The sequence below is a fragment of the Cellulomonas gilvus ATCC 13127 genome (assembly GCF_000218545.1).
Lineage (GTDB): Bacteria > Actinomycetota > Actinomycetes > Actinomycetales > Cellulomonadaceae > Cellulomonas > Cellulomonas gilvus.
The window spans coordinates 1361868-1374704 of the sequence record NC_015671.1; the positions used below are offsets into that span (position 1 = coordinate 1361868).

10 protein-coding genes are annotated in these 12837 nt (G+C 74.6%); 9 read left to right on the top strand and 1 reads right to left on the bottom strand.

Features of this window, described 5'->3' with window-relative positions; genetic code table 11:
* Positions 1 to 40 precede the first annotated feature (40 nt).
* A complete protein-coding gene (dnaJ, locus tag CELGI_RS06260; protein WP_013883271.1) occupies positions 41 to 1168 on the top strand; it encodes a molecular chaperone DnaJ in 1128 nt (375 codons plus the stop codon).
* Entirely contained in the window at positions 1165 to 1923 is a 759-nt protein-coding gene (locus tag CELGI_RS06265) for a 16S rRNA (uracil(1498)-N(3))-methyltransferase (RefSeq protein ID WP_013883272.1), read from the top strand. Before dnaJ ends, CELGI_RS06265 begins: the two co-directional genes overlap by 4 nt.
* A gap of 77 nt (positions 1924 to 2000) precedes the next feature.
* On the opposite strand, the gene ppdK is transcribed toward CELGI_RS06265, so the two are convergent.
* Complete coding sequence (ppdK, locus tag CELGI_RS06270; RefSeq protein ID WP_013883273.1) at positions 2001 to 4706, bottom strand: pyruvate, phosphate dikinase; 2706 nt, start codon at positions 4704 to 4706, stop codon at positions 2001 to 2003.
* A 240-nt stretch (positions 4707 to 4946) separates the two neighbouring features.
* Here ppdK and CELGI_RS06275 point away from each other — a divergent pair, with 240 nt between their 5' ends.
* The 7 genes from CELGI_RS06275 (at position 4947) to CELGI_RS16395 (ending at position 12826) form a co-directional block, all read left to right on the top strand.
* Entirely contained in the window at positions 4947 to 6008 is a 1062-nt protein-coding gene (locus CELGI_RS06275; RefSeq protein WP_013883274.1) for a PhoH family protein, read from the top strand.
* Complete coding sequence (ybeY, locus tag CELGI_RS06280) at positions 6005 to 6457, top strand: rRNA maturation RNase YbeY (protein WP_013883275.1); 453 nt, start codon at positions 6005 to 6007, stop codon at positions 6455 to 6457. The genes CELGI_RS06275 and ybeY overlap by 4 nt, the downstream gene beginning before the upstream one ends.
* Positions 6454 to 7746 (top strand): hemolysin family protein, encoded by a 1293-nt coding sequence (locus CELGI_RS06285; RefSeq protein ID WP_013883276.1) that lies wholly within the window; start codon positions 6454 to 6456, stop codon positions 7744 to 7746. Before ybeY ends, CELGI_RS06285 begins: the two co-directional genes overlap by 4 nt.
* A complete protein-coding gene (era, locus tag CELGI_RS06290) occupies positions 7746 to 8687 on the top strand; it encodes a GTPase Era (RefSeq protein ID WP_013883277.1) in 942 nt (313 codons plus the stop codon). Before CELGI_RS06285 ends, era begins: the two co-directional genes overlap by 1 nt.
* A complete protein-coding gene (locus CELGI_RS06295) occupies positions 8687 to 10291 on the top strand; it encodes an alpha/beta hydrolase family protein (protein WP_013883278.1) in 1605 nt (534 codons plus the stop codon). Before era ends, CELGI_RS06295 begins: the two co-directional genes overlap by 1 nt.
* Positions 10292 to 10463: 172 nt before the next feature.
* Positions 10464 to 11351: a PP2C family protein-serine/threonine phosphatase gene (locus tag CELGI_RS06300; RefSeq protein ID WP_013883279.1), complete on the top strand. Its 888-nt coding sequence runs from the start codon at positions 10464 to 10466 to the stop codon at positions 11349 to 11351.
* On the top strand, positions 11348 to 12826 hold the full coding sequence (locus tag CELGI_RS16395; protein WP_013883280.1) for an FHA domain-containing protein: 1479 nt from the start codon (positions 11348 to 11350) through the stop codon (positions 12824 to 12826). Before CELGI_RS06300 ends, CELGI_RS16395 begins: the two co-directional genes overlap by 4 nt.
* The last annotated feature ends 11 nt before the right edge of the window (positions 12827 to 12837 follow it).

Sequence of the window (12837 nt, forward strand, 5' to 3'; positions counted from 1 at the left end):
GGCCGCGTGACCCCGACGAGCCCGCCAGGAAAGCGAGCGCATGACCGACTACTACGAGGTGCTGGGCGTCCCGCGTGACGCCACGACCGAGCAGATCAAGAAGGCGTACCGCAAGCTCGCGCGCGAGCACCACCCCGACGTCGCGGGCGCCGACCCGAAGGCCGAGGAGCGGTTCAAGGACGTCTCGCGTGCGTACGAGGTCCTCGGCAACCCGGACAAGCGGCGCCAGTACGACCTGGGCTCCGACCCGTCCTCGCCCGGCGGCGGCATGGGCGGCGGGTTCGGGTTCCAGGACATCTTCGAGACGTTCTTCGGCGCGGCCACGGGTGCGTCCGCGCAGCGCGGACCGATCCCGCGCGCGCGCCGCGGCCAGGACGCGCTGGTGCGCCTCGACCTGGACCTGGCGGACGTGACGTTCGGCACGCACCGCGAGATCCAGGTCGACACCGCGGTGGTGTGCCCCACCTGCACGGGCACGTGCTGCGCGCCGGGCACGTCCCCGCGCACGTGCGAGGTGTGCCACGGGCTCGGCATGGTCCAGCGCGTCGCGCGCTCGTTCCTGGGCCAGGTCATGACGAACCAGCCGTGCGCGGCGTGCCACGGGTTCGGCACCACGATCCCCGAGCCGTGCACCGAGTGCGCGGGCGAGGGCCGCGTGCGCTCGCGCCGCACGCTCGCGGTGGACGTGCCCGCGGGCGTCGACACCGGCACGCGCATCCGGCTCACGGGCCAGGGCGAGGTCGGCCCGGCCGGTGGCCCGGCGGGCGACGTGTACCTCGAGGTGCGCGAGCGCCGGCACGAGGTGTTCACACGCGACGGCGACGACCTGCGCGCGACGCTGTCGGTGCCCATGACCGCGGCCGCGCTCGGGACGGTGCTCACGCTCGAGACGCTCGACGGCCCGCAGGAGATCGACCTGCGCCCGGGCACGCAGCCCGAGCAGGTCGTCACGCTGCGCGGGCTCGGGGTCGGGCACCTGCACGTGGGCGGACGCGGCGACCTGCACGTGCACGTCGACGTCGAGGTGCCCACGGACCTGGACGACGAGCAGGCCGAGCTGCTGCGGCGCCTCGCGGCGCTGCGCGGCGAGGAGCGTCCCGACGCGCGGCTGGCCGCGCACCACCAGGGCGTGTTCGGCAAGCTGCGCGACAAGCTCGCGGGTCGATGACCGCGCCCGTGTTCGTCGTCGAGCCGGGGCGGCTCGACGACGTCGCGGCGGGGGACACGTTCCTGCTCGACGGCGCCGAGGGCCGGCACGCGGGTGTCGTGCAGCGCCGAGGTCCGGGTGAGCGCGTGGACGTGGTCGACGGCCGGGGCGTGCGCCTGGTCGGCGTGGTGGCCGACGTGCACGCGCAGGGTGTGCTGCTGCGCGCCGAGCACGTGCTGCGCGAACCGGAGCCCGAGGTCCGGCTGGTCCTAGTGCAGGCGCTCGCCAAGGGCGACCGCGACGAGCTCGCGATCGAGGCCGCGACCGAGGTGGGCGTGGACGGCGTGGTGCCGTGGCAGGCGGAGCGCTCGGTCGTGGTGTGGCGCGGCGAGCGTGCCGCCCGGTCGCGGCAGCGCTGGCTCGGCACGGTGCGCACGGCTGCCAAGCAGGCGCGCCGCGCGTGGGTCCCCGACGTCGAGACGGCGCTCGACTCGCGCGCGCTCGCGGCGCGGACCGCCGACGTGGTGGCCGGCGGGGGAGCGGTCCTCGTGCTGCACGAGGAGGCGACGACGCCGCTCGCCGACGCCCCGTTGCCCGCCGCGGGCGACGTGCTCGTCGTCGTCGGCCCGGAGGGTGGCATCGGCGACGACGAGCTCGCCCGTCTGACGCAGGCGGGCGCGCACCCGGTGCGGCTCGGCCCGCACGTGCTGCGCACGTCCACCGCGGGACCCGTGGCGCTCGCGCTCCTGGCGACCCGCCTGTCCCGCTGGTCCTGACACCGCACCCTGCGCCGGATGTGACCGCGGCGCCGGTCCGTGAGCACGACCTCCCGGACCGGCGCCGCTCGGGCACCTCAGCGGGTGTCCGCCAGCGAGCTCACCGCCGCGCGGCCGGCCTCGAGGCGGGCCACCGGCACGCGGAACGGGGAGCAGGAGACGTAGTCGAGCCCGGCCTGGTGGAAGAACCGGATCGACTCCGGGTCGCCGCCGTGCTCGCCGCACACGCCCAGGTGCAGGTCGGGCCGGGCTGCGCGGCCCTCCTCGACCGCGATCTTGACCAGGCGGCCCACACCGCGCACGTCGACGGTCTCGAACGGCGACACCGCGAGCACGCCGTTGGCGGTGTACTGCGCGAAGAACGCGCCCTCGACGTCGTCGCGTGAGAAGCCCCACGTGGTCTGCGTGAGGTCGTTCGTGCCGAACGAGAAGAACTGCGCCTCGCCGGCCAGGCGGTCCGCGGTGAGCGCCGCACGCGGCAGCTCGATCATGCAGCCCACCGGGAGGTCGAGCTGCTGCCCGGTCTCCTGGCTCACCTCGGCCATGATGCGCAGCGCCTCCTCGCGGACCAGGCGCAGCTCCTGCACCGAGCCGACCAGCGGCACCATGATCTCGGGCCGCGGCGACGCGCCCTGCGCGAGCAGGCGAGCGGTCGCCTCGCACACCGCCCGGATCTGCAACGCGAAGAGCCCGGGGATCACCAGGCCCAGCCGCACGCCGCGCAGGCCCAGCATCGGGTTGGCCTCGTGCATGCGGCGGACCGCACCCAGCAGCGTGACGTCGTGCGGGTCCTCCTCACCGCGCGCGGCGGCGAGCGCGACCTTGACCGACAGCTCGGTCAGGTCCGGGAGGAACTCGTGCAGCGGCGGGTCGAGCAGCCGGATGGTGGTGGGCAGGCCGTCCATCTCGTGCAGCAGGCCCACGAAGTCCTCGCGCTGCACCGGCAGGAGCGCGTCGAGCGCGGCCTGCCGCTCGCCGTCGTCCGCGGCCAGCACCACGCGCTCGACCAGCACGCGGCGCTCCCCGAGGAACATGTGCTCGGTGCGGCACAGTCCGATGCCCTGCGCGCCGAGCCGGCGGGCGCGCGCCGCGTCCTGCGGCGTGTCGGCGTTGGCCCGGACGCGCAGCCGGCGCACGTCGTCCGCGTGCGTGAGCAGGCGGTCGACCGCGACGACGAGCTCGCGCGTCTCGTCGTCGTCGGCCTGGGCGAGCGCGGCCTCCAGGCCCTCGTCGAGGTAGCAGCTGACCGGCGACGGCTTGACGGGGACGGCGCCCAGGAACACCTGACCCGTGGTGCCGTCGATCGCGATGACCTCGCCCTCGTGCACCGTGCGGCCCGCGGCGTGCATGCGGCGTGCCACGGGGTCCACCTCGATCGACTCGGCGCCGACCACGCACGTGCGGCCCATGCCACGCGCGACGACCGCGGCGTGCGACGTCTTGCCGCCGCGCGCCGTCAGCACGCCCTGCGCGGCGATCATGCCGCCCAGGTCGTCGGGGTTGGTCTCGCGGCGGACCAGGATCACGTCCTTGCCCTCGGCGGCCCAGGCCTGCGCGGTCGTCGAGTCGAACACCGCCATGCCCACGGCCGCGCCCGGTGACGCGGCCATGCCGCGCGCGAGCAGGTCGCGGTCCGCGTCCGCGTCGAACTGCGGGAACAGCAGCTGCGAGAGCTGCGCGCCCGTGACGCGGTCGAGCGCCTCGTCGAGCGTGATGAGGTGCTCGTCGACCAGCTGGACGGCCACGCGGAACGCCGCCGGTGCGGTGCGCTTGCCCACGCGGGTCTGCAGCATCCAGAGCCGGCCGCGCTCGACCGTGAACTCGATGTCGCACAGGTCGCGGTAGTGCGTCTCGAGGCGGCGCATCGCACGCCGGAGCTCGCCGTACGCCTCGGGGTCCAGACGTTCGAGCTCGGTCAGGCCCGAGGTGTTCCGGATGCCCGCGACCACGTCCTCGCCCTGCGCGTTGGCCAGGTAGTCGCCGTAGACGCCCGAGCGGCCGGTCGCGGGGTCGCGTGTGAACGCGACGCCCGTGCCCGAGGTGGGGCCCAGGTTGCCGAACACCATCGCGCACACGTTGACCGCGGTGCCCAGGTCGTCGGCGATGCGCTCCTTGCGCCGGTACAGCCGCGCACGTTCGGTGTTCCAGGAGTCGAACACCGCCGAGATCGCCAGGTCGAGCTGCTCGCGCGGCGACTGCGGGAAGTCCCGGCCGGTCTGCTCGTGCACGATCGCCTTGTACGCGCCCACGAGGTCGCGCAGGTCGTCGGTGCCGAGCTCGACGTCGGTCGCCACGCCGCGGGCGGCCTTGGCCTTGTCGAGCGCGTCGGAGAACTCCTCGCCCGCGATGCCGAGCACCGTCCGGCCGAACATCTGGATGAGGCGGCGGTAGGAGTCCCACGCGAACCGCTCGTCACCGGTGAACGACGCGAGGCCGTGCACCGTGAGGTCGTTGAGCCCCACGTCCAGGACGGTCTCCATCATGCCCGGCATGGAGAACTTGGCCCCCGAGCGGACCGAGACGAGCAGCGGGTCGGCCGGGTCGCCGAAGTGCCGTTGCATCGCGTCCTCGAGGCGGCGCATCGCCATGGTGACCTCGACCCGCAGCTCGGCCGGCACGTGCCCGTCCCGCATGTACTCGCGGCACGCCTGCGTCGTGATCGTGAACCCCGGCGGCACCGGCAGGCCCAGGCGGGTCATCTCCGCGAGACCGGCCCCCTTGCCGCCCAGGAGGTCCTTGGCGTCCTTGTCGCCTTCGCTGAAGTCCCACACGTAACCCACCACGGCGCACCTCCATGCGAACGACCGGGCCCCGTTGCCCGGTCGGTCTCCCCAGTGTTGTCCCGGATCGTGGACAAGCTCCCAGGACCAACGTCCGCCCTCGCGTCCATCGTCGTCTGCTGGCCCCCGGACCGCGCGCCGGGCGCGGCCGGGAAAGGCGTGGCCCCGGCACGTAGGATCGGCGGGACGGACCACCGACCGTCGAGACCGATCCACGAAGGAGCCACGGCGCACGCCGAGCACATGGCCGAGACGACCCCCACGGGGACCCCTGCACGCGGCGCGACGAGCGCGCCGGCACGCACGGCCACCGGGCCCACGCCGCCACCCGCCCGCGTGGAGCACCTCATCTCGGTGCCGGGCGACGTGTCGATGGTCGAGCTGCTCGGGCTGCGCGACGAGGTGCTGCGCGAGATCGAGGCGGGCTTCGCGGGCGTCGACGTGCACGTGCGGGGCAACGAGGTCCGGCTCGCGGGCCCGGCGGGCGACGTCGCGCTCGTCGCGCGGCTCGTCGAGGAGCTCGTGGAGATGACGGCCGCGGGCACGCCCCTGACGCCCGACGTGGTGCGCCGCACCGTCGCGATGCTGACCGCCGGCTCGCACGCGCGGCCCGCGGACATCCTCACGTTCAACATCCTGTCCACGCGCGGCCGCACCATCCGGCCCAAGACGTCCGGGCAGAAGGAGTACGTCGACGCGATCGACCGGCACACCGTGACGTTCGGCATCGGTCCCGCGGGCACCGGCAAGACGTACCTGGCGATGGCCAAGGCCGTGCAGGCGCTCAACGACCACAAGGTCAGCCGGATCGTCCTGACGCGCCCCGCGGTCGAGGCGGGGGAGCGGCTGGGCTTCCTGCCCGGGACGCTCGCGGAGAAGATCGACCCGTACCTGCGTCCGCTGTACGACGCGCTGCACGACATGGTGGACCCCGAGTCCATCCCGCGGCTGCTCGAGGCGGGCACCATCGAGGTCGCCCCGCTGGCGTACATGCGCGGCCGGACGCTCAACGACTCGTTCATCATCCTGGACGAGGCGCAGAACACGTCCGTGGAGCAGATGAAGATGTTCCTCACGCGCCTGGGCTTCGGCAGCCGTGTGGTGGTCACGGGCGACGTGACGCAGGTGGACCTGCCGTCCGGCACCACGTCGGGCCTGCGCGTCGTGGAACGCATCCTGGCGGACGTCGACGACGTCGCGTTCTGCCGGCTGACCTCGTCGGACGTCGTCCGGCACCGCCTGGTCAGCGCCATCATCGACGCGTACGCGCGCTGGGACGAGGACGGGAGCACGGGCCGCCGATGAGCATCGAGGTCAACAACGAGTCGGGGTTCGAGGTCGACGAGGCGGAGTTCGCCGCGCTCGCGCGGTACGTGCTCGACGAGATGCACGTGCACCCGCAGACGGACCTGTCGATCATGCTCGTCGGCACGGAGGTCATGACCGAGCTGCACGTGAAGTGGATGGACGAGCCGGGCCCGACCGACGTGCTCTCGTTCCCGATGGACGAGCTGCGCCCGGGCCGGGACGGCGAGGTCACGCCCGCCGGCCTGCTCGGTGACGTGGTCCTGTGCCCGGAGGTCGCCGCGCAGCAGGCCGTCACCGCGGGGCACTCGACGGTCGAGGAGCTCCTGCTGCTCACGACGCACGGGATCCTGCACCTGCTGGGCTTCGACCACGCCGAGCCCGAGGAGGAGAAGGAGATGTTCGCGCTGCAGCGGCGGCTGCTGCTGACGTTCCTGGCGGGCCGGTGACCGACGTCCCGGTCGCGCTCCTCGTCGTCGTCGCGGTGCTCGGCACCGCAGCCGCGGGCGTGGTGTCCGCGGGAGAGGTCGCGGTGCTGCGCGTCACGCGCGCGGCCGTGACCGAGCTGGTCGCGCAGCGGCACCCCGCGGCCGAGCGCGTGCGCCGTCTGGTCGAGCACCCGCGCCGCGTCGCCGCGGCCGCCGCGTTCTTCCGGCTGCTCGCGGAGATGGTCGCGACCGTGTGCCTGACGATCGTCGTCGCGTCCGGGGACCTGCCGTGGTGGGGTGTGCTGCTCGGCGCGGTGGCGCTGTGCGTGGGTGTCGCGTTCCTGCTGGTCCGCGTCAGCCCGCGCACGCTGGGCCGACGCAACCCGGTGCGGACCCTCACGCTGCTCGCGGCGCCGCTCACGGTGGTGACGCGGCTGGCCGGCCCGGTCGCGCGCCGTGCGCCCGCGGGCGGTCCCACCGAGCAGGACGAGGACGAGCTGCGGGACATGGTGCAGCGCGTGAGCGAGTCGGAGGCGATCGAGGACGACGAGCGCGAGCTGTTCCGCTCGGTGTTCGAGCTGGGTGACACGCTCACGCGGGAGGTCATGGTCCCGCGGACGGACATGGTCACCACGGACGTCGACACGCCGCTGCGCAAGGCGCTCGCGCTGCTGCTGCGCTCCGGGTTCTCCCGCGTGCCCGTGGTGGGCGACTCGGTCGACGACCTGCGCGGCGTGCTGTACCTCAAGGACGTGGTGCGGCGCGTGCCGACCACGCCGGGTGCCGAGGACGACGACGCGCTCGACGCCCCCGCGTCGAGCATCGCGCGGCCCGCGGTGTTCGTGCCGGAGTCGAAGCCGGTCGACGAGCTGCTGCGCGAGCTGCAGGAGGGCTCGTCGCACCTGGCGATGGTGGTCGACGAGTACGGCGGCATCGCGGGCCTCGTGACGATCGAGGACGTGCTCGAGGAGATCGTCGGCGAGCTCACCGACGAGCACGACCCGAGCGCGCCGCAGGTCGAGGACCTGGGCGACGGCACGTTCCGCGTGCCCGCGCGCCTGGGCCGCGACGAGCTCGGCGAGCTGTTCGGCCTCGCGGTCGACGACGAGGACGTGGACTCCGCCGGCGGCCTGCTGGCCAAGGCGCTCGGTAAGGTTCCCCTGCCGGGCTCCGTGGGCGAGATCCACGGGCTGCGCCTCGTCGCGGAACGCGTGGAGGGCCGCCGACGCCGCCTGGCGACCGTCCTCGTCACCCGGGTGGAGCCCGGTGACGACGACGCCCTCGACGACGACGAGCACGGAGCCACCTGATGACGCACCCGCAGCCCCCGGCCGACGGCCCGTTCCGATCGGGGTTCGCGTGCTTCGTCGGACGCCCGAACGCGGGCAAGTCGACGCTCACCAACGCGCTCGTCGGGCAGAAGGTCGCCATCACGTCGGGCCGGCCGCAGACCACGCGGCACACCATCCGCGGCATCGTGCACCGCCCGGACGCGCAGCTGGTGCTCGTGGACACCCCGGGCCTGCACCGGCCCCGGACGCTGCTGGGAGAGCGCCTCAACGGGCTCGTCAAGGACACGCTGAGCGAGGTCGACGTGGTGGGCTTCTGCCTGCCGGCCGACCAGAAGGTCGGCCCGGGGGACCGGTTCATCGCCGAGCAGCTCGCGGACATGCACCGCGACGGCCGCGGCACGCCCGTGGTGGCCGTGGTCACCAAGTCCGACACCGTCTCGCGCCAGCGCCTCGCCGAGCAGCTGCTCGCGGTGCAGGCGCTCGGCGAGTGGGCGGACATCGTCCCCGTCTCGGCCGTGGACGGCTACCAGGTCGAGCTGCTCGCGGACGTGCTCGTCGGGCACCTGCCGCCGGGCCCCGCGCTGTACCCCGAGGGCGAGCTGACGGACGAGCCCGAGGAGGTCATGGTCGCGGAGCTGGTGCGCGAGGCCGCGCTCGAGGGCGTGCGGGACGAGCTGCCGCACTCGCTCGCGGTGGTGGTCGACGAGATCGTGCCGCGTGAGCGCGCCGCGGCCGACGGCACGCCCATGCTCGACGTGCGCGTGCACCTGTTCGTCGAGCGCGACAGCCAGAAGGCCATCGTGATCGGCCGGGGCGGCGCGCGTCTGCGCGACGTCGGCAGCGAGGCGCGCCGCGGCATCGAGGCGCTGCTCGGCGCGCGCGTCTACCTGGACCTGCACGTCAAGGTGGCCAAGGACTGGCAGCGCGACCCCAAGCAGCTCGGCCGCCTCGGCTTCTGATGACGGTGACCCGCCCCGCGCCCGCCACCGACGCCACCGCCCCAGGCGTCGGCGCCCCCCGGCGGGACGCACGTGAGCACCACCTGAGCGGCGGCTACCGCGTGCTCGCCAGCACCGTGCTGGGCATCGTGGTGCTCGCCGCGCTCGGCGCGCTCATGGGCCCGCAGTGGGACCCGGTCCCGCTGACCGACCCGCTCGTGGTCTCCTCGCGCGACACCGCGATCGGCTCGGCGCCCGCGCTGCCCACGTACGACGTGCGCACGCGCGTGGTCACGGTGCAGCTCGACGGTGCGACGGTGCGCGCGCAGGTCAACGAGCCCGTGGGTGCGCCGCCCGGACCGGGCGTGGTGTTCCTGCACGGCGCGGGCACGGGCTCCTACACCGAGGCGTTCGTCGAGCAGGCGCGTGCGCTCGCGACCGCGGGCGTGGTGACGCTCGTGCCGGACAAGCGCCTGGACACGTACAGCGCGCGGTACCGCGACTACGTGGGGATGGCGCGCGACTACCAGCGCTCGGTCGAGCTCGTGCGGTCGCTGCCGACCGTCGACCCCGACCGCGTGGGCGTCTACGCCGAGAGCGAGGGCGCGTGGATCGCGCCCGTGATGGCCGCCGCGGACGAGCGGCTCGCGTTCGTCGTGCTGGTCTCGGCGCCCGTGGTGCCGCCGCGCGAGCAGGCGGCGTTCGCCGCGGACAGCTACCTGCGCAACACGGGGGTGCCGCACGGCGTGTTCCGGGCGATCCCGCGTGCCGTGGGCATGGCCATCCCGGGGGGCGGGTTCGAGTACGTCGACTTCGACGTCACCTCCTACCAGCGCCGCATGTCGCAGCCCGTGCTCATGGTCTACGGCACGGGCGACGCGTCGATGCCGATCGTGCAGGGTGCCGAGCAGGTGATCCGGGACACCGCGATCGCGGGCAACGGCGCGGTGACCGTGCGCTACTACGCGGGTGCGACGCACGGCATCAAGGTCGACGAGCAGATCGTGCCCGCGTTCCTGCGGGACATGACCGGCTGGGTCGTGGGGCTGCCCGCGACGGCGCACGCCGAGCCGAAGATCGCGGGCGACCAGCCCGAGCAGCAGTACCTGGCGATGCCCGTGCCCGAGCCGCGGTGGCTGCACAACGGGGACGTGGTCGCGCTCATCACGATCGCGGCGATCGCGGGCATCGTGCTCGCGGGCATGGTCGGCGGCGTCGCCCGTGGCGTGCGCACGCTGACGGTGCGCCGGACGGGGGTCCCCGCCCCTGCCGGTGCACCGCGGTTCGCCGGGGGAGTCGTGCGGTGGGCCACCGCGCTCGGGGTGGGGGCGGTCGCGACCGTCGTCGCGCTGGTCTGGTACATCTTCGCGATCGCGCGGCTCGCGCTCGAGTACGAGCACAACGCGTGGGTGGTGCAGGGCGGCTGGGTCGCGGTGCGGCTGCTGGGCATCGCCGTGGTGGGCGCCGCGGTGCTGCTGTCCCGTGCCGTGGTCCGCGCCCGCACCAGGGGTGTGCCCGCGGCGCCGGGTGCCGTCCGCGTCGTCGTCCTCGGGCTCCTGCTGGTGTGCTCGTCGGTGCTGCTCGTCGTGCTCGCGTACTGGGGCGTGTACCAGCTCGGCATATGAGGGCACCCGTCGCACGGCGCAGGCCGCGCGACGGCCTAGGATGCCTCGGGCGCACACGCGATCGGACGAATGCCCGTACACCGGGCGCCGACCTCCGTCCCGGTGACGCGTGAGGCACCATGTGGGACGAACGACGAGACGGCCGACCGGCCGGACCAGGAAGGGGGGCCGGGTGCGCACCTCGTGGGGCTCTGCGACCGACCGCGGCCTGGTCCGTGAGGTGAACGAGGACGCGCTGCTGGCCTACCCGCCGGTGTTCCTGGTCGCCGACGGCATGGGCGGGCACGACGCGGGCGACCTGGCGAGCCGCATCGCGGTCGAGGAGTTCGCGCAGCTCGCGGGGCAGGCCGCCGCGACGGCCGACGACATCCACTCGTGCTTCGCCCGGACCTCCGCACGGATCCGTGGCGAGTTCACCGGCGGCCGCCAGGGCGGCACCACCGTGGCGGGCGTCGCGGTCACGGTGCACGACGACACGTCGTACTGGCTGGTCTTCAACGTGGGCGACTCGCGTGTGTACCGCTGGGCCGACGACGTGCTCGAGCAGGTCAGTGTCGACCACTCGGTGGTGCAGGAGCTGCTGGACCAGGGACGCATCGAGCCCGCGGACGCCTCCACGCATCCCGAGCGGCACGTCCTCACGCGTGCGCTGGGCACGGGGCAGGAGCCCGAGCCCGACTACTGGCTGCTGCCCGCGGGCCTGACCGACCGCCTGCTGATCTGCACCGACGGTCTGACCCGCGAGCTCGGCGACGCCGCGATCGCGGGTGTGCTGGCCCGCGTCGCGGACGCGCAGGACGCCGCGAACGAGCTGGTGCACCACGCGCTCGAGGCCGGCGCACGTGACAACGTCAGCGCCGTGGTCGTCGACGTCGCGACCTCGGCCGGGGCTCTCGACGACGTCCACATCACCGTCCCGCGCGCGGGCGCGCACCTCGGTCCGCACCTGTGGGACGAGATGCTGCACGGCGCGACCGTGCCCCGCTCCGCTCGACCGTCCGCGCGTGGCGAGGACGCCCGCCCGGACGCCGACCCCGCATCCCAGGAGGCCAGCCCATGAGCGTCGCCGAGTACCTGCCCGGCGGGTGGACCGCAGCGGTCCGCCCCGGCTTCGTGGCGCTCGTGTCGCCGCTCGCGCCGCCGCGTACGGCCCGCGGGCTGTGGGCCGCCGCCGACGACGGTCTCGTCGCCTGCCTGGGCGTGATCGCGCACGACGGGTTCGCGGGTCTGCCGTCGTTCGCGCTCGTGCACGTCGACGGCGGGCGCGCGCACCTCGCGCTGCGCGGCGACGTCGCGGTGCACGTCTCGACCGCGGACGGCACGCGCGTCGTGCGCTCGGGCGACGTCGGCACGTGGTCGGAGCAGGTGGTCGACGACGTGCTGCGGCTGAGCGTGGTCGCGGACGCCTCGGCTGCGACCTCGTCCGACGCGGAGGACGACGACGCGGCGCGCCCGCTGGCGGACGGCGTCGTCACGGCGGGTGCCGTGCGCCTGGTCGTGGCCGACGCACCCGAGCCGGACCCGGGCACGTCGCAGGACGCCGAGGTGCGGCACGACGACGCGCCCGTCGCGTACCCGCCGCTCGTCGCCGCGCCCCCGCTCGACGAGCCCGTGAGCGTGCCCGTGCCGGCCGAGGCGACCGCACCGCCCGCACCCCCCGCACCGCTCGTGGCCGACGCGCCCGCGGGCACCTCCGCCGAGCCGCTCGGCGCGCCGCAGGCTGACCCGCTGACCGACCCGCTCGTCGTCGTGCCGGCCGACGCACGCGCCGAGAACCTCCCGGCGGCCGAGCCCGAGGACGCCCCGCCCGCCGAGCCGGCGACCGCCCCGCTGCTCGTCAAGGAGCCGGTCGCCGACGTCCCGCTGCCGCACGAGCCCGTGGAGCCCGCGGCGCCGTTCCTGTCGCTCGTGCCGGACCGTGCGGACGACGCGCTGCTGCACGCCGCTCCCGAGGACGGCGCGCCCGCAGGGCTCGTCCCGCTCGGCGACGTGCCGGCCGAGGTCGAGTCGACGGTCGACGACGTGCGCACGCTCGTGGGTCCCGCCTCGCCCGACGACCACGACGGCATGACCATCCTGTCCTCCGACCTGGCCCAGATCCGCGAGCAGCTGCCCGCCTGGGCCGCGCAGTGGCCCGACGAGGGCGCGACCCCGGGACCGTTCGCGGTGCCGACGACGGCGACGCCCGAGCACCCCGCGGCACGCATCGTGCTCTCGACGGGCCTGGACGTGACGCTGGACCGCACGGTCCTGCTCGGACGCGCACCGCAGGTCGCGCGCGTGACCAACCGCGAGCTGCCGCGCCTGGTCGCGGTGCCGAGCCCGCAGCAGGACATCTCGCGCACGCACGCCGAGGTGCGGGCCGAGGGCGACCACGTGCTGGTCACCGACCTGCACTCGACCAACGGCGTGCACGTCTCGCGGCCGGGCGAGGGCGCGCGCCGGCTGCACCCGGGTGAGCCGAGCGTCGTCGCGCCCGGCGAGACGGTGGACCTCGGTGACGGCGTGACGTTCGTGGTGGAGCGGGGTCTGTGAGGAGGATGCAC